This window comes from Sphingomonas oryzagri (genome assembly GCF_029906645.1).
Classification (GTDB): domain Bacteria; phylum Pseudomonadota; class Alphaproteobacteria; order Sphingomonadales; family Sphingomonadaceae; genus Solisphingomonas; species Solisphingomonas oryzagri.
In genome coordinates, this window is record NZ_JARYGZ010000001.1 from 2,125,896 (window position 1) to 2,146,526 (window position 20,631).

The 20,631-nt window shown below is 67.6% G+C and carries 19 protein-coding genes; 11 read left to right on the plus strand and 8 right to left on the minus strand.

Translation table 11 applies throughout. From position 1 onward, the window contains the following. Positions 1-3: 3 nt before the first annotated feature. Both QGN17_RS10325 and QGN17_RS10330 read left to right on the plus strand, forming a co-directional pair. The gene (locus tag QGN17_RS10325; RefSeq protein WP_281044391.1) at positions 4-513 is read left to right on the plus strand and encodes a flavin reductase family protein; all 510 of its coding nucleotides are present in this window, start codon (positions 4-6) and stop codon (positions 511-513) included. Beyond that, positions 510-1,946 carry an NAD-dependent succinate-semialdehyde dehydrogenase gene (locus QGN17_RS10330; protein ID WP_281044392.1) on the plus strand — a complete coding sequence of 479 codons (1,437 nt, stop codon included), beginning with the start codon at positions 510-512 and terminating at the stop codon, positions 1,944-1,946. The genes QGN17_RS10325 and QGN17_RS10330 overlap by 4 nt, the downstream gene beginning before the upstream one ends. Positions 1,947-1,952: 6 nt before the next feature. Here QGN17_RS10330 and QGN17_RS10335 read toward each other — a convergent pair whose 3' ends face one another. From QGN17_RS10335 to QGN17_RS10345, 3 genes are read right to left on the minus strand one after another with little or no spacing between them, the layout of a single operon-like run. Then, on the minus strand, positions 1,953-2,348 hold the full coding sequence (locus QGN17_RS10335; protein ID WP_281044393.1) for a carboxymuconolactone decarboxylase family protein: 396 nt from the start codon (positions 2,346-2,348) through the stop codon (positions 1,953-1,955). Then, positions 2,348-2,641 carry a DUF1330 domain-containing protein gene (locus tag QGN17_RS10340; RefSeq protein WP_281044394.1) on the minus strand — a complete coding sequence of 98 codons (294 nt, stop codon included), beginning with the start codon at positions 2,639-2,641 and terminating at the stop codon, positions 2,348-2,350. Before QGN17_RS10340 ends, QGN17_RS10335 begins: the two co-directional genes overlap by 1 nt. A 7-nt stretch (positions 2,642-2,648) precedes the next feature. Continuing rightward, the gene (locus QGN17_RS10345; protein WP_281044395.1) at positions 2,649-3,686 is read right to left on the minus strand and encodes an LLM class flavin-dependent oxidoreductase; all 1,038 of its coding nucleotides are present in this window, start codon (positions 3,684-3,686) and stop codon (positions 2,649-2,651) included. Positions 3,687-3,805: 119 nt separating this feature from the next. Here QGN17_RS10345 and QGN17_RS10350 point away from each other — a divergent pair, with 119 nt between their 5' ends. Next, complete coding sequence (locus QGN17_RS10350) at positions 3,806-5,188, plus strand: purine-cytosine permease family protein (RefSeq protein ID WP_281044396.1); 1,383 nt, start codon at positions 3,806-3,808, stop codon at positions 5,186-5,188. A gap of 7 nt (positions 5,189-5,195) precedes the next feature. On the opposite strand, the gene QGN17_RS10355 is transcribed toward QGN17_RS10350, so the two are convergent. Beyond that, on the minus strand, positions 5,196-5,840 hold the full coding sequence (locus tag QGN17_RS10355) for an arylesterase (RefSeq protein WP_281044397.1): 645 nt from the start codon (positions 5,838-5,840) through the stop codon (positions 5,196-5,198). Between QGN17_RS10355 and QGN17_RS10360 the strand changes: the two genes are divergently transcribed. From QGN17_RS10360 to QGN17_RS10370, 3 genes are all read left to right on the plus strand, one after another. After that, complete coding sequence (locus tag QGN17_RS10360; RefSeq protein WP_281044398.1) at positions 5,831-6,550, plus strand: ABC transporter ATP-binding protein; 720 nt, start codon at positions 5,831-5,833, stop codon at positions 6,548-6,550. The two genes, QGN17_RS10355 and QGN17_RS10360, sit on opposite strands and share 10 nt — an antisense overlap. Beyond that, positions 6,547-9,042, plus strand: a complete 2,496-nt coding sequence (locus QGN17_RS10365) for an ABC transporter permease (RefSeq protein ID WP_281044399.1) — start codon at positions 6,547-6,549, stop codon at positions 9,040-9,042. Before QGN17_RS10360 ends, QGN17_RS10365 begins: the two co-directional genes overlap by 4 nt. A 151-nt stretch (positions 9,043-9,193) precedes the next feature. Continuing rightward, positions 9,194-11,002 (plus strand): diguanylate cyclase, encoded by a 1,809-nt coding sequence (locus QGN17_RS10370; RefSeq protein ID WP_281044400.1) that lies wholly within the window; start codon positions 9,194-9,196, stop codon positions 11,000-11,002. A gap of 137 nt (positions 11,003-11,139) precedes the next feature. On the opposite strand, the gene QGN17_RS10375 is transcribed toward QGN17_RS10370, so the two are convergent. Next, complete coding sequence (locus QGN17_RS10375; RefSeq protein ID WP_281044401.1) at positions 11,140-11,751, minus strand: glutathione S-transferase family protein; 612 nt, start codon at positions 11,749-11,751, stop codon at positions 11,140-11,142. Between the two features lie 105 nt (positions 11,752-11,856). Between QGN17_RS10375 and QGN17_RS10380 the strand changes: the two genes are divergently transcribed. Next, complete coding sequence (locus QGN17_RS10380; RefSeq protein WP_281044402.1) at positions 11,857-12,603, plus strand: helix-turn-helix transcriptional regulator; 747 nt, start codon at positions 11,857-11,859, stop codon at positions 12,601-12,603. Positions 12,604-12,644: 41 nt separating this feature from the next. On the opposite strand, the gene QGN17_RS10385 is transcribed toward QGN17_RS10380, so the two are convergent. The 3 genes from QGN17_RS10385 to QGN17_RS10395 form a co-directional block, all read right to left on the minus strand. Further along, positions 12,645-13,517: an amidohydrolase family protein gene (locus QGN17_RS10385; RefSeq protein WP_281045196.1), complete on the minus strand. Its 873-nt coding sequence runs from the start codon at positions 13,515-13,517 to the stop codon at positions 12,645-12,647. Between the two features lie 11 nt (positions 13,518-13,528). Then, entirely contained in the window at positions 13,529-14,551 is a 1,023-nt protein-coding gene (locus tag QGN17_RS10390) for an amidohydrolase family protein (protein WP_281044403.1), read from the minus strand. Between the two features lie 122 nt (positions 14,552-14,673). Beyond that, positions 14,674-15,885: a LysR family transcriptional regulator gene (locus QGN17_RS10395; RefSeq protein WP_281044404.1), complete on the minus strand. Its 1,212-nt coding sequence runs from the start codon at positions 15,883-15,885 to the stop codon at positions 14,674-14,676. Between the two features lie 103 nt (positions 15,886-15,988). On the opposite strand from QGN17_RS10395, the gene ligK reads away from it, so the two are divergent. The 4 genes from ligK to QGN17_RS10415 all read left to right on the plus strand — a co-directional run bounded on the left by ligK (position 15,989) and on the right by QGN17_RS10415 (position 20,563). Further along, complete coding sequence (gene ligK, locus QGN17_RS10400) at positions 15,989-16,663, plus strand: 4-carboxy-4-hydroxy-2-oxoadipate aldolase/oxaloacetate decarboxylase (protein ID WP_281044405.1); 675 nt, start codon at positions 15,989-15,991, stop codon at positions 16,661-16,663. Then, a complete protein-coding gene (locus tag QGN17_RS10405; RefSeq protein ID WP_281044406.1) occupies positions 16,656-17,711 on the plus strand; it encodes a 4-oxalomesaconate tautomerase in 1,056 nt (351 codons plus the stop codon). Before ligK ends, QGN17_RS10405 begins: the two co-directional genes overlap by 8 nt. A gap of 66 nt (positions 17,712-17,777) precedes the next feature. Further along, positions 17,778-19,082 carry a C4-dicarboxylate transporter DctA gene (gene dctA, locus QGN17_RS10410; RefSeq protein WP_281044407.1) on the plus strand — a complete coding sequence of 435 codons (1,305 nt, stop codon included), beginning with the start codon at positions 17,778-17,780 and terminating at the stop codon, positions 19,080-19,082. Positions 19,083-19,165: 83 nt separating this feature from the next. Next, positions 19,166-20,563, plus strand: a complete 1,398-nt coding sequence (locus QGN17_RS10415; protein WP_281044408.1) for a carbohydrate porin — start codon at positions 19,166-19,168, stop codon at positions 20,561-20,563. The last annotated feature ends 68 nt before the right edge of the window (positions 20,564-20,631 follow it).

Consider the following 20,631-nt stretch of genomic DNA (forward strand, 5'->3'; position numbering starts at 1 on the left):
CCCATGGACATCAGCCCGATCGACGGCGCGCTCTTCCGCCGCGCCATGGCATCCTTCGCGTCCGGCGTGACGGTGGTCACCACCTTCACCGAGGACGGCACCGTCGCCGGCCTCACCGCCAGCGCGTTCAGCTCGCTCTCGCTCGATCCGCCGCTGGTGCTGGTCTGCCCGGCGCTGACCTCGCGGACGCTGCCGCACATCCTCGCGCGCCGGCAGTTCGCGATCCACATCCTCGCCGACGGGCAATCCGGCCTCGCCACCACCTTCGCGCGCAGCGGCGCGGACCTGAGCGGCATCGGCTGGACCCGCAGCCTGCTCGGCAACCCGCTGCTGGAAGGGGCGGCCTGCATCATCGAGTGCAGCCTGTGGGCCAATCATGACGGCGGCGATCACGCCATCCTCGTCGGCCAGGTGCAGGCGATCGACCTGCCGGAGCCGGCGGCAGGAACACTGCTCTACCATCGCGGCGCGCTGACCGACCTGCCCGCCCCTGCCTTGGGGGCTGACCGATGATCCGCGACCTCTCCTGCTTCCGCGACAAGGCGTTCATCGATGGCGCATGGATCGATGGCGACGCTCGCGAGGCGGTCACCGATCCGGCCACCGGCGCAACGATCGCGGAAGTTCCCGTGCTGGGCGCCGACGCGACCCGCGCCGCCATAGCTGCTGCCTCTCGCGCGCTGGTCCAATGGCGTGCCCGACCCGCCGGCGAGCGCGCCGACATCCTGATGACTTGGTATCGCCTGATGCTCGACCATCAGGACGCGCTCGCCCGCATCCTCACCGCCGAGCAGGGCAAGCCACTGGCGGAGGCATCCGGCGAGATCATCTATGCCGCGAATTTCCTGCGCTGGTTTGCGGAAGAAGCCCGGCGCATCGATGGCGAGATCATCGCGGCACCCCGCACCAACCAGCGCATCCTCGTCTGGCGCGAGCCGGTGGGCGTCGTGGCGGCGATCACGCCGTGGAACTTCCCGGCGGCGATGATCACCCGCAAGGTCGGCCCCGCGCTCGCTGCCGGATGCACGATCATCGTCAAGCCCGCGCCCGAGACCCCGCTGACCGCGCTGGCGCTGGCCGCGCTCGCGCAGGAAGCCGGTGTGCCGGCAGGCGTACTGAACGTCGTCACCGGCGATGCCGCCGCGATCGGCGGGGCGCTGATGGAGAGTGCCGAGGTCCGCAAGCTCTCCTTCACCGGCTCCACCCCGGTCGGGCGGATGCTCTACGCGCAGTCGGCGCCGACGCTGAAGCGGCTCTCGCTGGAACTGGGCGGCAATGCCCCCTTCCTCCTGTTCGACGATGCCGATCTGGATGCCGCGATCGACGGCGCCATGCTCGGCAAGTTCCGCAATGCCGGGCAGACCTGCGTGTGCGTCAATCGATTCCTCGTGCAGGACGGCATATACGACGCGTTCGTCGAGCGCCTGAAGGCGCGGATCGAGGCATTGGTGATCGGACCCGGCACCGAAGCCGGCGTCACCACCGGCCCGCTGATCAATGCGAAGGCCGTCGCCAAGGTGGAGCAGCACGTCGCCGATGCGCTGGCCCATGGCGGGCGGCTGGTGACGGGCGGCGATCGTCCGGAAGGCCTGTTCCTCCGCCCCACGCTGATCGCCGACGTGCCGGCCGAGGCCCTCGTCGCGCGCGAGGAGACGTTCGGGCCGCTCGCCGCCGTGATCCGCTTCACCGATGAGGCGGAGGCGATCCGCATGGCCAACGACACCGAATTCGGCCTCGCCGCCTATCTCTACACGCGCGACATCGGCCGCGCGATGCGTGTCGCCGGGGCACTCGAATATGGCATGGTCGGCCTGAACGATGCCGCCATCTCGACCGAGGTAGCGCCGTTCGGCGGCATCAAGGCGTCCGGCATGGGCCGCGAGGGATCGCGGCACGGCATCGAGGATTATGTCGAGATGAAATACGTGATGATGGGCGGCCTCTGATCGGGATCAGCCCGCATCGATCTCCGCGAACACCTCGCGTGCCAGCCGGAAGCTGTCGACGCCCGCCGGAATACCGACATAGACCGCGATCTGGAGCAGGATCTCCTTGATTTCCTCCCGGCTGAGGCCGTTGGAGAGGGCACCGCGGATATGCGCCTTGAGCTCGTGCGGCCGGTTGAGCGCCGCCAGCATTCCAAGGTTGAGGATCGATCGGCTGCGGCGATCCAGCCCCGGCCGGTTCCAAATCGCATCCCAGCAGCTTTCCGTGGTGAGCTGCTGCATCGCCCAGCCGAAATCGTCCGCCGCGTTCAGCGCCCTGTCGACATAGGCATCGCCCAGCACCTCGCGACGGGTCGCGAGGCCCCGCTCGAAGGATTCGCTGCGCTCGCGGTCCGCCGCCATCAGTCCAGCCCTTCCACGATCAGGATCTCCACCTCGGCCGCACCGGCCCTTTTCTCGCGCGCGGCCCGATATTCGGGGGAATCGTGGCAGGCGAGCGCCGCCTCCATGCTGTCGAACTCGATCACGACGTTGCGCTGGCGCGGTTCGCCTCCCTCCAGCGCGACGGCACGGCCGCCGCGCGACAGCAGGCGCCCACCATTGCCGATCAGCGCGGCCGGACCCAGCGCCATATATTCGGCGTAGCGATCCGGGTCGGTCACGTCGACGCGGGCGATCCAATAGGCCTTGGGCATCAGAACCTCACGCGAAAGCCGGAGCGACATGATCGATGAAGAGGCGGATCGAATCCCGCTTGTCCTCGAAGCTCAGGCTGTTATCGACCCAGATGCTGTATTCGTCGACGCCCATCGCCTCGTAGCTCTTCAACCGCGCGATGATCTCGTCGGGCTTGCCGATCATCATGTTGCGGCGGACCGCATCGGGCGCGAGATCGGGGAACTTCTCCGTATCGAGCGGCGGCACATCCTTGTGGAAGCCGTTGACCGGCGGCTTTTTGTTGCCCGCCCAGGTGCCGAAGGCGCGGTAGAAGAAGGAGATGCCCTCCGCCGCGCGCTGCCAGTCGTCGTCTCCGGTGTGGACGTGGGCGTGCTGCAGCACCATCAGTTGCGGCCGATCGACCGTGGGGTTGGCGGTGCAAGCGTCCTCGAACTTGCGAACGAGATCGGCGACCTCGGCATCGCCCTTGAAGAGCGGCGTCACCATCACGCTGCATCCGTTGGCGACGGCGAAATTGTGCGAATCCGGATCGCGCGCGGCGATCCAGACGGTCGGTGCCGGCTGCTGGACGGGCTTGGGCACGCTGGTCGAGACCGGGAACTGCCAGATCTCGCCATCGTGCGCGTAGTCGCCTTCCCACAGCTTCTTCACCACCGGCACCATCTCGCGCAGATACTTGCCGCCGGCATTGGCGGATTCACCGCCCAGCATCCGGTCGAACTCGAACTGATAGGCACCGCGCGCCAGACCGATCTCGGCGCGGCCGTTGCTGATCACGTCGAGCATCGCGGCCTCACCCGCCAGCCGGATCGGATGCCAGAAGGGCGCGATGAAGGTGCCGGCGCCTAGACGGATGTTCTTGGTCCGCTCCGCCACCGCCGACAGCAGCGCGATCGGGTTGGGCGAGATGGTATATTCCATCGCATGATGTTCGCCGATCCAGACCTTGTGGAGACCGCCCTCCTCGGCAAGATCGCACAGCGCCAGCAACTCCTCGTAGAGCCGGCGATGCGATACCGTCTCGTCATAGCGCTCCATGTGCAGGAACAGCGAGAATTTCATGCCATAGACCTCCTGATCCGGGCCGGGGAGACACCGTAGGCAACGGTGATTCCACGGTTGCAAGACTCAAATATCGTCTTATTGTATACAGCATTGAAGCGGGCACAAGGGGGACTTGCATGGCGGCGGATCAGGATGGCGGCCAATGGGTCGAGTCCAGCAGCATCGAGGCCGTTCCCGCCTCCAAACGGCACGGCCACGTGCGCGATCTCTTCACACTCTGGTTCACCACCAACATCGCCCCCCTGCCGATCGTGACCGGTGCGATGGCGGTGCAGGATTTCGGGCTCCCCCTGCTCGGCGCGGCGAGCGCGATCGTGCTGGGGCATGGTGTCGGCGGCATCTTCCTCGCCGCCTGCTCGGCGCAGGGGCCGCGCCTCGGCCTACCGCAGATGATCCAGAGCCGCGGCCAGTTCGGCCGCTACGGCGCGCTGGTGATCGTGATCGTCGCCGCCCTGCTCTATATCGGCTTCTTCATCTCCAACATCGTGCTGGCCGGAAAGTCGATCGTCGGGCTCGCACCGGCCTTTCCGATGAGCGTCGCGGCGATCGCGGCGGCGATCGCGGCGGCGGCCATTGGCATCCTCGGCTACGACGTCATCCACCTGCTCAACCGGATCGGCATGTGGGCGATGGGCGCGGTGCTGATCGTTGCGCTGGCGATCATCGTAGACAAGATGCCCGCGCCCGCCTGGCACGCCGGCACAATCACCGCGATCGGCTGGTTCTCCACCTTCTCGCTCGCCGCCGTCTGGCAGATCTCCTACGCCTGCTACACGTCGGACTATTCGCGCTATCTGCCGGAGGATGTCGGCTTCGCGCGACCTTTCTGGGCGAGCTATTGCGGATCGGTGCTGGGCGCCTCCGCCTCCTTCCTGTTCGGCGCGCTAGCGGTGGCCGGTGCGGCGCACGGGGCGGATGCGATGACGACCGTCTCGGCCGTCACCGGCATCGTCGGACCGGTGGTGATGCTGCTGTTCGTGCTGAACATCATCAGCCACAACGCGCTCAACAATTATGGCGCCACCCTCTCGCTGATCACGATGGGCCAGACCTTCGCGGCACGCTGGCATCCGGGGCGGAGGGCACGAATCCTGCTCTCGGGCATCGTGCTGGCGGGGGCGGTGAGCGTCGCAGTGCTGGCGACCGGGTTCGTCGCCGGCTTCATCGGCTTCGTCGTTGCGCTGATGATCGTGCTCGCGCCGTGGGCGACCATCAATCTCGTCGATTTCTATCTGCTCAAGCACGGGCGGTACGACATTGCCTCGCTCTTCGCGGAGGATGGCGGCATCTACGGACGGGTCTCGCCGGCCGCGATCGGCGCCTATGCGATCGGCATCGCGGTGCAGCTTCCCTTCCTCAGCATAGGAGCGTTCAAAGGCTGGTTCACGGCCTCGCTGGGCGGCGTGGACATCGGCTGGCTGATCGCCATTCCCGCGACCGGCCTGTCCTTCATCCTGCTGAGCAAGGCGTTCGCGCGGACCGATCGGGCGGCGGCGTAAAGTCAGTTCAGCGCGGCAACGCCCGGCGCACCGCCGGCAGGATCTTCGCCACGATGATGTCCACGCCCTGCGCGTTGGGGTGGCGCCCGTCCGCCTGGATCAGGCCCGGATGGCCGGCGACCCCATCAAGGAAAAAGGGATAGAGCGGCGCCCGATACCGATCGGCGAGCCGGGGATACATCGCCTCGAAGGTACGGGCATAATCGGCACCGAGATTGGGCGCCGCCTTCATGCCGACCACCAGCATCCGAATCTTCCGCCGATGGAGATCGGCCAGCACCAGATCGAGATTCTTCTCGGTGGCCGACGGCGGAAGGCCGCGCAGCATGTCGTTGGCCCCGAGCTCGACGATCACGAGATCGGGCTTCACGCCCAGCCCGCGCAGCCCCCAGGCGAGCCTCGCCCGGCCCTGCGCGGCCGTGTCTCCGGCGATGCCGCCATTCCTCACGGTCGCGGGAATACCGCTTTTTCTCAGCGCCTGCTCCAGCCGGACGGTGAAGCCCTGCGCCGGCGGCAGGCCGTAACCGGCGGTGAGACTGTCGCCCAGTGCCCAGATCAGCGGCCCTTGCGCGAACACCGGCGTCACGAAAAGGAAGGCGAAGCAATGGACAAGCGCGCGGATCGCACCATATCCGGAAGACCGTGGCTTCATCCGCTTCTCCTTCATCGGCAGCATCCGATAGCATCGTCATCGACGCGCGCAATCTGACGCTCGCGCTCGGCCGCCCGCCAGCCCGCACGGAAATCCTGCGTGGCATCGACCTGACCGTGCGGACGGGCGAGAGCGTGGCGCTGCTCGGCCCTTCGGGATCGGGCAAATCCTCGCTGATGGCGTTGCTGTCCGGCATGGAGCGGCCAACGGGTGGCAGCGCGAAGGTCGCCGGTCTCGAGTTCGAGACACTCAATGAAAACCAGCTCGCCATAGCGCGGCGCAGACGGATCGGGATCATCCTGCAGGCCTTTCACCTGCTGCCGACCATGACTGCGCTTGAAAATGTCGCGGTGCCGTTGGAGCTGGCCGGAGAGCGCGACGCCTTCGGCCGCGCCGAAGCCGAACTGACGGCGGTCGGCCTCGGCCATCGCCTCCGCCATTACCCCGCCCAGCTTTCGGGTGGCGAGCAGCAGCGCGTCGCCATCGCCCGCGCCATCGCGCCACGCCCTGCTTTGCTCTTCGCCGACGAACCCACCGGCAATCTCGACGGCGCGACCGGCCACGCGATCATGGACCTGCTCTTCGCCCGCCATGCCGAGACGGGCGCGACCCTGTTCGTCATCACCCACGATCCGACCCTGGCCGCCCGCTGCGGCCGCGTGATCGAGCTGGCCGACGGCCGCATCGTCAAGGACAGCGCCGCCGCATGAGCAACGCGTGGCGGCTCGCCATCCGCGATCTGCGTGCCGGGGGGCGTGGGCTCTGGCTCTTGCTGATCTGCCTGTTCCTCGGCACCGCCGCGCTCGCCGGGATCGGCAGCCTCTCCACCTCGATCCTCGGTACGCTCGACGGGCAGAGCCAGCAGATGCTGGGGGGCGACCTCGAGATGCGCGTTTCGCAGCGCCGCGCCACCGTGGAGGAAAGCGCCGCGCTCGCCGCCTATGGCAAGACGTCCGAGGTGATCGCCACCAACTCGATGGTCACACCGCTTTCCGGCCACGCGCCCGCGCTTGCCAACCTGCGTGCGGTGGACGACGCTTGGCCGCTGATCGGTCGCTTCACGCTCCAGCCGGGCGCACTGGCCGCCCGACCGCACGGAACCGACATCGCCATCGCCCCCGCGCTTGCCGACCGGCTCGGCCTGCATGTCGGCGATCAGGTGCGGATCGGCATGGCGACCATGCGGGTGATCGGCCTGATCGACGACGAGCCCGATCATCTCGGCGCCGGCTTCAGCTTCGGGCCGACCGTGCTCACCGACATGGCCGGACTCGACGCGACGCAGGTGATCCAGCCCGGCAGCCTCTACACCAGCGCCACCCGTATCGTGTTGCCAACCGGCGCCGATGCGGGAGCGATCGGGGACAGGATCATCCATCGTTTCCCAAGCGCCGGCTGGACCGCCAGGACGCCCGATCAGGCCGCCGGCAACCTCAAGAAGGGGATCGCCCAGCTCGGCCAGTTCCTGCTGCTGGTCGGCCTCGCCGCGCTCGCCATAGCGGGCGTTGGGGTGGGTAGCGGGGTGAGCGCCTATCTCGGCCGCAAGACGCGGATGGTCGCGACGCTCAAGGTGCTCGGCGCCGAGGCCGGGACGATCGCGGGCCTGTTCCTGATCCAGCTCGGGCTGGTGGCGGCGGTGGCGATCGCTGCGGGTCTCGCGCTCGGCGCGGCGGTGCCGGCGATCGTGACGGCCATCGCCGGCGATGCCCTGCCCGTGCCGCCGCGCCTCGCCATTTACCCGGAACCGCTGGCGGTGGCGGCCACGCTGAGCCTGCTGGTGGCGCTGCTCTTCGCGCTGCCCGCGCTGGCCCGCGCGCGATCGGTGCCGGCCGCGACGCTGCTGCGGGATGCGATCCTGCCGCTCCGCCGGCCAAGCCTCGCGGTACTTGCGGGCATGGTGACCCTGCTCGCCTCCCTCGTCGCGCTGGCGGTGCTGACCGCGAGCGACCGGCCCATCGCGCTCGGCTTCGTCGGCGCCACCTTTGCGCTGGTCCTCGCGCTCTGGCTACTCGGGTTGGCGCTGCGCTGGCTGCTCGCGCGCCTGCCCCGCCCGCGCCGGCCGCTCTTCCGCATGGCGCTCGCCAACCTCCACCGCCCCGGCTCGCAGACCGATCGTCTGGTAGTGGCCCTGGGCCTCGGTTTCTCGCTGTTCGTGGCACTGGCGGCGATCGACACCAGCCTGTCGAGCGAGCTCGCCAATGCCGCCCCCGCCAAGGCACCGCGCTTCTTCGCGATCGACCTCCAGCCCGAAGATGCCGCCACCTTCCGCAAGGCGGTGACGGCGGCTGCGCCGGCCGCGACGATCGAGGCGGTACCATCGCTGCGCGGATCGATCGTGGCCCTGAACGGCCGGCGCGTCGCCGACATGAAGACGCTGCCGGACGGCGCCTGGATCCTGAAGGGCGACCGCACGATCACATGGTCCGCCACCGTGCCCCCGCGCAATATGGTGGTCGCAGGCCATTGGTGGCCGGCCGGCTATGACGGCCCGCCGCTCGTCTCGATGGAGGACAAGGCTGCCGAGCTTCTCGGCCTGCATGTCGGCGACACGATCACGGTGGCGGTGCTGGGCGTCGAGGTGCCGGCGAAGATCGCGGCGCTGCGCAAGGTGGATTGGGGTGGCCTCGGCCTCAACTTCGCGCTCGTCTTCTCGCCCGGCTACATTCAGGAGGCGCCGCACGCCTTGCTCGCCAGCGTCTACGCGCCTCCCGCCCGCGACGGCGCGATCGCCGGCGCGGTGGCGACAGCCCTGCCGTCCGTCACCATGCTTCGGACCGGCGACATCATCGGCCAGATCGGCGACCTGCTCGGGCGCATCGCCCTCGCCATCCGCGCGGCGGCGGCGGTGACCGTGGTGGCGGGCATCGTCGTGCTGATCGGTTCGATCACCGCATCGGGCCAGGCCCGCCGCTACGACGTGGTGATCCTCAAATTGCTGGGCGGCAGCCGTGCCCAGCTACTGGCCGGTCAGGCGATCGAATATGCCCTTCTTTCGCTGCTGCTGGGCGGGATCGCGCTGGCGGTGGGTGGTGCGGGTGGCTGGTACGTCGTCACCCGCGTGCTGGCGCTGCCGTGGGCGCCCGATCCGGCCGTCATCGCGATCACCATGACGCTGGCGGCCGGCGCGACGCTGGCGACCGGCGTTCTGGGCAGCCTGCCGGCCCTGCGCGCTACGCCCGCCGAGGGGCTGCGCTCCAGCTAGCTGGAGCAAAGCGACCAGTGGAGGCTCCGGCGGGCTTGGCGCGGGGCAAGGCCGCCTCGTCGCCCCTGACGGTCGGACCGCCAAGGCAAGACCGACTGCGGTACAGTCCCTTAACCATTCGTCATTCGATCTCCGGTAGACGGCATCGATCATGCGCTTGGCGACGATCACGAACTGGGCTTATGGCGCGACCGTTGCGCTCACCTTGGTGTCCGCAACCGCGATGTTGCTCGCCTCATCCGCACAACAGCGGGAGCGGGACGCCGTGGCCGAACGCTACGCCCTCGACAGCGCGACCTCTCATGCCGACGAGGATGTCGACACGCTGAGCGGCCTCGCCCGCCAATATGCGGTCAGCGGCGATCCCGCCGACCTCATCGCCTATCAGCGCGAGGCGGGCGCCCTCCAGGCCGTCGAGCAGCGCACCGCGCATATCCGCGACGCGGGCGCCGGCCCGGAGGAACTGCGCGAGCTCCACGACGCCATGCGCTGGGCCGATGCCCTGCAAGTCCAGCAGCGGGCCGCGATCACGGCTCGGCGCGGCGGCGACCGGACGGCGGCGATCGCCATCCTGTTCGCGCCCGAATATGAGCGCGAGTTCGATCGCATACGGGCCAGCGTCGATCATTTTCAGGATCGCATCGACCAGCGCACCGCGAACGCGCTCGACACGGCGACATCGACCTCGCGCACCTGGCGCGGCATTTCGGAGGGCGTGCTCGCCGCGACAGGCCTGCTGTTCCTCGCCGTCCTCTATTTCGTGTTCCGCCGGCGGGTGCTGCGCCCCGTCGTCAAGCTGAGCGACGTCGTCACCCGGCTCGCTGCGCAGGATTACGACGCCGAACCGCCCCGCTACGAGCAGATCGACGAGATCGGCGACATGGCCCAGGCGCTGCGCGTGTTCCGCGACAACGGCCTCGCCCGTCAGCGGCTGGAGCAGGAGCGCGATGCCGATCGCGCGCTGCGTGATCTCCTTTCCCGCATGACCCAGCGGATGCAGGGCTGCGACAACGTCGCCGATCTCGAACGCGTCATCCGTCGCTTCGTACCGGAAATCGTGCCCCAGCTCGCCGGTCGCCTCTATCTGCTGGATCGCGAACGCAATGCGCTGGTCGAGGCCTGTTCATGGCTTGATCCGCGTTGCTCCGCTCCCGAATTCGCGCCGACCGCCTGCTGGGCGCTGCGCCGCGGCAGCGAGCACCGCGCGACGGGTGCGGCGATCGACGTACCGTGCGCGCATGTCGCGCCGGGCAGCGACACCGCGCCCGAAAGCATCTGTCTGCCGCTGGCCGCGCAGGGCGGGACGCTGGGCCTGCTCTATTTCGAGCTGCTGCCCGGTGCCGCGCTCGCCGAGGTTCCCGACGCGCATCTGAAGATGCTGGCCGAGAATATCGGCCTGGCGCTCGACAATCTTCAGCTGCGCGACGCGCTGCGCGCGCTGGCGATGGCGGACCCGCTCACCACGCTGGCGAACCGGCGCCATCTCGAGGCGGTGCTCGAAACTCTGTCGGTCACGCCCGAACGACCCGCCAGCTGCATCATGATCGACATCGATCATTTCAAGCGCTTCAACGACGAATATGGCCATGAGGCCGGCGATGTCGTGCTGCGCGCCGTTGGCAAGGCGCTGCGTCATGCCGTGCGCGAAGGCGACCTCGCGTTCCGCTACGGCGGCGAGGAGTTCCTGCTGCTGCTCGGCGGGATGCACGTCGACCAGGCGGTCGCGCGTGCCGAGCAGCTGCGCGCGCATATCGCCGGCCTGCGTGTACGCTTCGCCGGCCGGGATCTCGGCCCCATCACCGTATCGGCGGGCCTGGCCAACGCGCCCGACCATTGCCAGCCGGATCAGCTGATCCAGTTCGCCGACGCGGCGCTCCTTGCCGCCAAGCGGGGCGGCCGCGACCGGGTCGTCGTCGCGCCGGAATTCCCGGCCACCTCGAACGTTTCCCTGGGACGGTAAAGCGTGACCGTCCTCATGCGATTTGCCGTTATGCGACGCGATCCAAGTCGGCCGAAAGGGCATCGCGACACAGGATTCCGCCGCGCGCCGACGATGGTCCGGAAGCGCGATGCCGTGCTTCCGGACCCGCACTCCCTTCAGGCGGCCGCCTGAAGCCCGGACTGGTCGTCCAGCGCTCGCCCGCGAATGGCGGCAGGCCGGTTCTGGCATCGCTCGATATAGGCGTCGATCATGTCGTCGGCCGGGAAGGCCTGCCGACCGAAAGCGAGCGCGCTGCTGATCAGGAAATCCGGCCCCATGAAGCGATCGTCCATCACGTACGGACTGTCCACGAGTGCATTGCGGAGCCTCCCGACAACGGCATCGTGATTGCGCTGCTTCTGCGGCGATCCGGCCAGCTCGCCCGACATGCCTGCGAACAGCGCAGGTTCCAGCTCGGCGACATACCATGCGATCCAGGTGAGATAGTCGCCGCGACGTGGATCTCCGGGCAGCGGAGCAAGCCCGGCATCGGGAAAGGCATCGAGCACATGCAGCACGATGGCGACCGATTCCGCCACCAGCGATCCGTCGTGAAGCAGAGCGGGCACGCGCTTGTCGGGGTGCGGGTTTGCCGGATCGGGATGACCCTCGCCGGTCATCGGGCGGAAGATCGAAACCGGGCGGATCTCATAGGCGACGCCCACTTCCTCGAGCAGCCAGATCATCCGCGACGAGCGGGATTGCGGGGCGTGGAACAGGGTGATCATGGTGTCTCCTCGAGGCAGCGTTACAGCCGGGCGATCAGCGCCGCGGCCCGATTTCGCTTGTAGCGCGCCCCTGCTGACAGCATTCTGTCAGCAGGAGTTCACGCCATGCGCCGTGCCGACAGACTGTTTCAGATCATCCAGATCCTGCGGCGATCGACCCGCCCGGTGACGGCCGGCGGGATCGCGACCGAACTCGAAGTGTCGGCCCGCACCGTCTACCGCGACGTCGCCGACCTCATCGCCCAGCGCGTTCCCATCCAGGGCGAAGCCGGGTTCGGCTATATTCTGGACGACGCGTTCGACATGCCGCCGCTGATGCTGACGCCGGACGAGATCGAGGCCGCGATACTCGGTGCCCAGTGGGTCGCGGGCCGGGGCGATCCGGTGCTGGCGAATGCGGCACGCGATCTGATCGCCAAGATCACCAGCGTCGTGCCCGAGCGGCTGCGTCCGTTCATCGTCGATCCCACGATCGGGACGCGTCCGTGCGGATTTCTCATCCCAGACAGCATCGATCTGGCCCAGGTCCGCGCCGCGATCCGCGAGGGGCGCAAGATTCGGCTCCATTATGGCGACGAGCGAGGCGAGCGGACCGACCGGATCGTCTGGCCCGTGATCCTCGGCTTTCTCGACGATGTGCGGATGCTCGCGGCATGGTGCGAGCTGCGGCAGGATTTCCGGCACTTTCGCACCGACCGCATCGTCACGGCCGAATTTCTGGACGAGCATTATGATGACCGGCCGAATGTCCTTCGGCAGCGGTGGAAGCGGCATCTCGATGATAAACATGCCGTCGGCACGCGCGCATCACCGTCCCGCGGGCCACGGCCGCCGATCGCAGGCTCGCCCTGACGACGAGACTGGCCCCTGTCTCGCCGACATCGAAGCGGGCGTTATTCGCTCCAGTATAACCGCAGCGGATTGTCCACCAGCAGGCGGCGCTGCAACGCGATCGTCGGGGCGATGTGCGGGATGATGTCCACCAGTCCGCCATCGTCGGGCATGTGGCTCTTCATGTTGGGGTGCGGCCAGTCGGTGCCCCACAACACGCGATCCGGAAAGCGCTCCACCAGATGGCGCGCGAAGGGGATGACGTCATCGTAGCGGGGCGGTCCCTGCTCCGACAGTCGCTCCGGGCAGCTTACCTTGGACCAGACGTTGTCGCGCTCCATGAAACGGACGAAGCGGCCGAATTCCGGCCCGTCGAGCGGCTGGGTAACGTCCGGCCGCCCCATATGATCGACCACCACCGTGGTCGGCAGGCTGGTGAAGAAATCCCAGCGCTCCTCCAGATCGGCCGCCTCGAAATAGATGACGATATGCCAGCCGAGCGGCGCGATCCGTTCGATGATGTCGTGATAATAAGCGTCGGGTTTCGCATCGACCAGCCGGCGCACGAAGTTGAAGCGCACGCCGCGCACCCCTGCCCCATGCAGCTCGGCCAGCGCATCGTCGGTGATGTCGGGTCGGATCGTGGCGACACCGCGTGCGCGTCCGCCAGCGGCGATCAGGGCATCGACCAGCGCGCGATTGTCGGCACCGTGGCAGGTCGCCTGAACGATCACGTTGCGATCGAAGCCGAGGAAGTCGCGCAGCGCGAACAGCTTCTCCTTGCCCGCGTCGCACGGCGTGTATTTCCGCTCGGGCGCATAGGGGAAGACGTCGCCGGGGCCGAAGACGTGGCAATGCGCGTCCACCGCGCCGGGCGGCAGTTGGAAGGTCGGCTTCGACGGGGCCGGATCGTAGCACAGCCAGTCCGCGTCCATCGTGAAGTCGCTCACAGGCCGCGCGCCTTCAGCTGGGCGTCAAGGCGCGGATAGACGCGGCGCGCATTGCCCTCGAACACCTTGGCCTTGTCGGCGTCGGAGATCGGCAGCGCGTCGATATAGCGCTTGGTGTCGTCGAAATAGTGGCCGGTCTCGGGATCGATGCCGCGCACCGCGCCGACCATCTCGGATCCGAACAGGATGTTGTCGACGTCGATCACCTCGAACAGCAGGTCGATGCCGGGCTGGTGGTAGACGCAGGTATCGAAATAGACGTTCTTCATCACATGCTCGGCCAGCGGCGGGCGCTTCAGCATGTCGGCAAGGCCGCGATAGCGCCCCCAGTGATAGGGCACTGCGCCGCCGCCATGCGGGATGATGAAGCGCAGGCTGGGGAAATCCTTGAACAGATCGCCTTCGATGAACTGCATGAAGGCGATGGTGTCGGCGGCGATATAATAGGCGCCGGTGGCGTGCATCGCCGGGTTGCACGAACCCGAGACGTGGATCATCGCCGGCACGTCCAGCTCCACCATCGCTTCGAAGAAGGGGTACCACGCCTTGTCGGTGAGCGGCGGCGCGGAGAATCTGCCGCCCGACGGATCGGGGTTGAGGTTGCAGCCGACGAAGCCGAGATCGGTCACGCAGCGCTTCAATTCGTCGATCGACTGGGCGATCGAGAGATCGGGGGTCTGCGGCAGCTGGCAGACGCCGAAGAAGGTCTCCGGATAGAGATCGACGACGCGCTTGATGAGATCGTTGGACCGCTCGGCCCATACCCGATTCACCGCCGCGTTCCCGACATGCGGCGCCATCGCCGAGGCGCGCGGGCTGAAGATGGTCATGTCGGCGCCACGCTCGCGCAGCAGGCGCAGTTGGTTCGCCTCGATCGTCTCGCGGATCTGGTCGTCAGAAATGTCCGGATAGGCCGGATCGATATCGCCGCCCGCCTTGAACGCGGCCTTCTGCGTCTCGCGCCATTCGGTATGCGCGGCAGGCGCCGTCGTATAATGGCCGTGGCAATCGATGATCATGGCAAGGGGTCCTCGTCCGCGCCTGGCGCGCCCGGCGGATCATGTCCGCGCAGCGCCTTTTCGTGGGCGAACCACTAGCCATTCCTGCCGGCGATCGCGCATCGAAAGCCGGAGCGACCTATTCAATTTTGCGAAGTTCTGCGCCGACCAGCAATGATGAGCGCACCCATCAGCGCGGATTGAGCGGCCGTCGGCCGCCAGTCGGCACGGACGGTCACGCCGATGCGGCGGCGATATCCCGGCAACGGACCGCCCACGGTGGTGAGCAGCCCAGCCCTCTGCTCGATGTCGAACACGTCGGGCGACATCAACGCCAGCCAGTCCCCCTCCATCAGCAGCTTGCGCAGGGTGAGGATCGATCCGCAGTCGGTTCGCGTGGTCGGGCGATTGTCGGCGAACATGCCTTCCCAGATCGTCCGCATCGGCGAGCCGACGTTGCCAACGATCCACGGATATTCCGCCAGCGTCCCGATCGGAGGAATCGTGTCGCCCGCCAGCGGATGGCCCGTGCGCACGACGATGTAGAAGACGTCGCTGAACAGCTCCTTCTGCACCACGTCCGGCGATGGCTCGGGATCGCGCAGGTCCGACAGCGCGAAGTCGATGTCGCCGACGCGCAGGCGCGCGATCAATTCCAGATACGGGCCTTCGACCACTCTCACGTCGGCCGCCGCGTGATCCCGCGCGAACAGAGCGAGCGCCTCGGGCAGCACGCCGGCGCGCGGCAGAGGCAACGCGCCGACGACGATACGCCCGGCGCCCGCCTGCTCGAGCGCGGCCAGTTCGTCGAAGCCTGCCTGCAGCTCGCTCGCCATCAGACGCACCGCACCAACGAGGCGCTGGGCACGCTCGGTGGGAAGCGCGGTGCGTCCCGATCGGATCAGCAATTCGATGCCGAGCACGGCCTCCAGTTCCTTGACGGCGCGGTGGACGGTGGGCTGGGACAGATCCATGTTGCGCGCCGCCTGCGCATAGCTGCCGGCCCGCTCGACCATCGCGAAGGCGCGGATCTGGTTCATCGTCACGCTGCGTTCGATGTGCGCGATCGGCGTCAGACGCGCGGAGCGACGGAGGCGACGGCCGCCTTCCGCCAAGATCGCCAAGGCCCGTTCCGCTCTCGAAACGAAGAGCGTGCCGGCGCGGGTTGCCGCCGTGCCCCGCGCGTGTCGTTCAAAAAGCCGATGGCCGATCTGCTCCTCCAGCTTGGCCAGCGCATGGGTGAGCGCGGGTTGTGACAGGTTGATGGCTGCGGAGGCCGCACTGATGCTGCCTTCGCGATGCACGGCAACGGCCGCATCGAGATGGCGCAGGCTGAGATCGAAGGGCGTCAACATGGCTCCATCTATAGCTTATATCGATGGCCTGTGCAGGATTCCGACTGGTACGTCCGGTCCGCGTCCGCCAACTGTCCGCCCAATGGATGAGAGGATAGTCGGAATGGTCGCACGAGTGGTAACCGGGATCGAGCGCGCCGACGCGGCCGTCATCGATGGCCTCGGCGCGGCCGGCGTCGCGACCGTGCACGAGGCGCAGGGCCGCACCGGCCTGCTCGCCAGCCATATGCGCCCGATCTATCCCGGCGCGCGGATCGCCGGCTCGGCTGTCACCATCTCCTCTCCCCCCGGCGATAACTGGATGGTCCATGTCGCCATCGAGCAGCTGAAGGACGGCGACATCCTCGTGCTGGCGCCGACCAGCCCGTGCGAAGACGGCTATTTCGGCGATCTGCTCGCCACCTCGGCGATGGCGCGCGGGTGCCGTGGCCTCGTCATCGACGCCGGTGTGCGCGACGTGCGCGACCTGACCGAGATGGGCTTCCCGGTCTGGTCCAGGGCGGTCTCCGCGCAGGGGACGGTGAAGGCGACGCTGGGTTCGGTGAACGTGCCGGTGGTCTGCGCGGGCGCGTCGATCCTGCCGGGCGACGTGATCGTCGCCGATGACGATGGAGTCTGCGTCGTGCCGCGCGCCGATGCCGCCGCCGTGCTGGAGAAGGCGCAGGCCCGCGAAGCCAATGAGGAGGCCAAGCGGCAGCGGCTGCGCGCCGGCGAACTCGGCCTCGACATCTACGACATGCGCGGGAAGCTCGAGGCGATGGGATTGCGCTATGAGTAACGGCGTCCCCTGCATGTGGATGCGGGGCGGCACGTCGAAGGGCGGCTTCTTCCTCGCCGACGACCTGCCCGCCGACGTCGCCGAGCGTGACGCCTTCCTGCTCGGCGCGATGGGTTCGCCCGATCCGCGCCAGATCGACGGCATGGGCGGCGCCGATCCGCTGACCTCCAAGGTCGCGGTGGTGCGCCGGTCGGATCGCGAAGGCGTCGACGTCGACTATCTCTTCCTGCAGGTGTTCGTCGATCGGGCGATCGTCACCGACAAGCAGAATTGCGGAAACATGCTGGCGGGCGTCGGCCCGTTCGCGATCGAGCGCGGATTGGTGAAGGCCGCCGAGGGCGAAACCCGCGTCGCGATCCACATGGACAACACCGATCAGGTGGCGGTCGCGACGATCGCCACGCCGGGCGGCCGGGTCAGCTACGTCGGAGACGCGCGGATCGACGGCGTGCCGGGCACCGCCGCACCGGTCCCGCTCGCCTTCCGCGACACCGCCGGATCGAGTTGCGGCGCGCTGCTGCCGACCGGCAATGCCGTCGACACGATCGAGGGTGTTGCCTGCACGCTGATCGACAACGGCATGCCCTGCGTGATCCTGCGCGCCGAGGATGCCGGCATCGCGGGCGACGAGGATCGCGATACGCTGGATGCCGATGCGGACTTCAAGGCGCGGGTCGAGAAGATCCGCCTCGCCGCCGGCCCGCTGATGAACCTCGGCGACGTGTCCGAACAGTCGGTGCCAAAGATGGTACTGGTCTCGGCGCCGAAGCAGGGCGGCGCGATCGCCACGTGCTGCCTGATCCCTCACCGCGTCCACGCCACGATCGGCGTGCTCGCGGCGGTGACGGTCGCCACGGCCTGTATGCTCGATGGCAGCCCGGCGGCAGAGTTGGCGGTCGTGCCAGACGGCGCGCGCAAGACGCTGGGCATCGAGCATCCGACCGGCATGACCGATTGCGTGGTGGAGGTCGACGAAGCCGGCACCGTCACCAGCGCCGGCATGATGCGCACGGCGCGCAAATTGTTCGACGGACAGATTTTCGCGTGAAGATATAAGATCATGGAGCGGGGAATGCATGCAAGGACGAGCCTGTCGTCAGGCGAGAGGAGCGATATGAATCCAGCGTCGGAAACCCGCCGGTTCGGCGTGTTCGGCCAGCTCTGGTTCCAGGTGCTGGTGGGAACCGCCGCCGGCATCGCGCTCGGCCACTTCCTCCCCACGACCGGCGCCGCGATGAAGCCGCTGGGCGACGCCTTCATCGCGCTGATCCGCATGATGATCGGGCCGGTGATCTTCTGCACCGTTGTCCACGGCATCGCCGGCATGAACGACATGAAGAGCGTCGGCCGTATCGCGCTGAAGTCGATCGTCTATTTCGAGGCGATCACGATCCTCGCTCTGTTCGTCGCGCTGGTCGCGGTCGATCTGTGGAAGCCCGGCGCGGGCATGAACATCAACCCCGCCAACCTCGATGCGAAGTCGGTCGCCACCTACCTGCACACCGCGCAGGAGCAGACCGTCTCGGGCTATTTGCTGCACATCATCCCCAAGACCTACGCCTCCGCCTTCACCGATGGCGAGGTGCTGCAGGTGCTGTTCACCTCCGTGCTGTTCGGCATCGCGCTCGCCGCGATGGGGGAGCGCGGCAAGCCGGTCTTCTCGCTGATCGAGAGCCTGTCGGGCGCCTTCTTCAAGATCGTCGGCTACGTCATGTATTTCGCGCCGATCGGCGCCTTCGGGGCGATCGCCTTCACCGTCGGCAAGTTCGGCTCCGCCTCCTTGCTGTCGCTGGGCGAGCTGATCGGCGAGTTCTTCATCGTCTGCGCCTTGTTCACCGCCGTCGTGTTCGGGCTGGTCTCACGCCTGGTCGGCGTCAGCCTGTGGCGCCTGCTCGTCTACATCCGCGACGAGATCGTCGTCGTCGCGGCGACCACCTCGACCGAGACCGTGCTGCCGCGCGTGATGCAGAAGATGCGCGATGCGGGCTGCAAGGAGAGCGTGGTCGGCTTCGTCGTGCCCGCCGGTTACTCGTTCAACCTCGACGGCACCTGCCTGTATCTCGTCACGGTGGCGGTGTTCCTCGCGCAGGCAACCAACACGCACCTGACGCTCTGGCACGAGCTGGCCCTCATCGCGGTGCTGCTGCTCACCTCCAAGGGCGCGGCGGGGGTTGCGGGCGCGGCCTTCGTGGTGCTGGCTGCGACGCTGAGTGCGACGGGCACCATCCCGGTCGCCAGCATCGCGCTGATTCTCGGCATCCATCGCATCCTGGCGGAGGGGCTGACCTTCGTGAACCTTGTCGGCAACTGCCTGGCCGCCGTCGTGGTGGCGCGCTGGGAGGGAGCGGTCGACGACCGGCGCCTGGCCGAGACGATCGGCACGGCGGCGCTGCGCCGCCGGCATCTCGCGGTCGCCTGATCGACCGATACGATCGGGCCTGAGGCCCGAACCCGCAAACAAAAGCCGCACCGACCCACAGAGGGCCGGGCAGGAGAGGATTTGTGCCCAGATTTCTGACCACCGCCGCCGCCATGCTCGCCGCCACGGCCTCCACGGCCGCCTATGCGCAAATCTCGTCGAGCGCGCCGACCACCGCCAAATCCCCCAGGCTGGATGCCGACGGCGAGCCGGTGACCGGCGGCGTGATGAGCCGCTTCCAGAAGAACAACCCGCTCGGCAACGTGCTGCGCGATCTGCGCGAGAAGGGGATCAAACTGGATGGCGCCTATGTCGGCAACCTGGCCGCCAATCCGGTCGGCGGGGTCAGCCACGGCTTCGCGGAATCGCACTGGATCGACTTTTCTGCCGATCTCGATCTCGACAAGCTGATCGGCCTGCCCGACACGCACATCTACGCGCGCGGCGCCGATTTCGAGGGCGACAGCCTCGGCAAGACCAACATCGGCAGTTCGATCAGCTTCCAGCAGACCTGGCGGCCGGTGCCCGGCTGGCGACTGACCCAGCTCGACATCGAGCATCAGTTCGGCCGCCTCAAGGTCATCGCCGGGCGATCGGCGCTCAACACCTATTTCGGCGCGTCGCCGCTCAACTGCGTGTTCATGAGCAACACGGCCTGCCTCACGGCCTATGGCCCGATCACCGCGATCGGCATCACCGCCTTCCCCAATTCCTCATGGATGAGCCTCGCCCACTATAAAATCTCCAAGACGGTCTACGCGCAGGTCGGCGTGTTCGATTACAACAACGACCTCAATCTGGCGGGCAAGGCCGGCACCGATTTCTCCTTCTTCAAGGGAAGCGGCACGCTGATCGCCGCGGAGACGGGCTACGAGAACAACGATCGCTATCCGCGCCGCTACCGCATCGGCATCGACATCAACACCGATGGCGGCACCAGCCCGCTCTACGACAAGAACGGCAACCCGGCCGGTATTTCCGGGCTGGCGCGCGCGACTCAGACCGGAACGCGCGTCGGCATCTACGCGCTCGCCGACCAGACGATCCTGCGCCCCGATCCGAAGAGCCCGCGCAACCTCGCGGTGTTCGGCCGCGTCTTCTACAATGCAGGCGCCACATCGACGATCGACTGGTTCGCGTCGGCCGGCTTCGTCAAGACCGGGACGTTCAAGGGCCGCGACAACGACACGATCGGCTTCATCGTCTCGAACACCCATTTCTCGGACGACGAGGTCGAATATCTGCGCGAACTGCGCGCCAAGGCGGGTGGCAGTGGCACGCCGCATCGAAACGAGATCATCGGAGAAGTGAATTACGGCTTCGCGGCCGCCCCCGGAGTCCGGCTGCTGCCCAACGTGCAGTATGACATCAACCCAGATCCGATCTACGCGACCAAATATCGCAAGGACATTCCGTCGGCGATCGTTGTCGGCCTGCGGATCGACGTTCGGTTCGCGCAATTGTTGACGGGATCGAAATAGCCCAAGCGCCCCGCCCTCTTCCTGCAGCCGAAAAGAAGCCGGCGGCAATGCTTTCGCACGGACCGCCG

What these genes read in the sequence shown, in the direction of transcription:
- QGN17_RS10325 (WP_281044391.1), top strand. Translation starts at nt 4, where the DNA reads ATGGACATCAGCCCGATCGACGGCGCGCTCTTCCGCCGCGCCATGGCA.
- QGN17_RS10330 (WP_281044392.1), top strand. Translation starts at nt 510, where the DNA reads ATGATCCGCGACCTCTCCTGCTTCCGCGACAAGGCGTTCATCGATGGC.
- QGN17_RS10335 (WP_281044393.1), bottom strand. Translation starts at nt 2,348, where the DNA reads ATGGCGGCGGACCGCGAGCGCAGCGAATCCTTCGAGCGGGGCCTCGCG.
- QGN17_RS10340 (WP_281044394.1), bottom strand. Translation starts at nt 2,641, where the DNA reads ATGCCCAAGGCCTATTGGATCGCCCGCGTCGACGTGACCGACCCGGAT.
- QGN17_RS10345 (WP_281044395.1), bottom strand. Translation starts at nt 3,686, where the DNA reads ATGAAATTCTCGCTGTTCCTGCACATGGAGCGCTATGACGAGACGGTA.
- QGN17_RS10350 (WP_281044396.1), top strand. Translation starts at nt 3,806, where the DNA reads ATGGCGGCGGATCAGGATGGCGGCCAATGGGTCGAGTCCAGCAGCATC.
- QGN17_RS10355 (WP_281044397.1), bottom strand. Translation starts at nt 5,840, where the DNA reads ATGAAGCCACGGTCTTCCGGATATGGTGCGATCCGCGCGCTTGTCCAT.
- QGN17_RS10365 (WP_281044399.1), top strand. Translation starts at nt 6,547, where the DNA reads ATGAGCAACGCGTGGCGGCTCGCCATCCGCGATCTGCGTGCCGGGGGG.
- QGN17_RS10370 (WP_281044400.1), top strand. Translation starts at nt 9,194, where the DNA reads ATGCGCTTGGCGACGATCACGAACTGGGCTTATGGCGCGACCGTTGCG.
- QGN17_RS10375 (WP_281044401.1), bottom strand. Translation starts at nt 11,751, where the DNA reads ATGATCACCCTGTTCCACGCCCCGCAATCCCGCTCGTCGCGGATGATC.
- QGN17_RS10380 (WP_281044402.1), top strand. Translation starts at nt 11,857, where the DNA reads ATGCGCCGTGCCGACAGACTGTTTCAGATCATCCAGATCCTGCGGCGA.
- QGN17_RS10385 (WP_281045196.1), bottom strand. Translation starts at nt 13,517, where the DNA reads ATGGACGCGGACTGGCTGTGCTACGATCCGGCCCCGTCGAAGCCGACC.
- QGN17_RS10390 (WP_281044403.1), bottom strand. Translation starts at nt 14,551, where the DNA reads ATGATCATCGATTGCCACGGCCATTATACGACGGCGCCTGCCGCGCAT.
- QGN17_RS10395 (WP_281044404.1), bottom strand. Translation starts at nt 15,885, where the DNA reads ATGTTGACGCCCTTCGATCTCAGCCTGCGCCATCTCGATGCGGCCGTT.
- ligK (WP_281044405.1), top strand. Translation starts at nt 15,989, where the DNA reads ATGGTCGCACGAGTGGTAACCGGGATCGAGCGCGCCGACGCGGCCGTC.
- QGN17_RS10405 (WP_281044406.1), top strand. Translation starts at nt 16,656, where the DNA reads ATGAGTAACGGCGTCCCCTGCATGTGGATGCGGGGCGGCACGTCGAAG.
- dctA (WP_281044407.1), top strand. Translation starts at nt 17,778, where the DNA reads ATGAATCCAGCGTCGGAAACCCGCCGGTTCGGCGTGTTCGGCCAGCTC.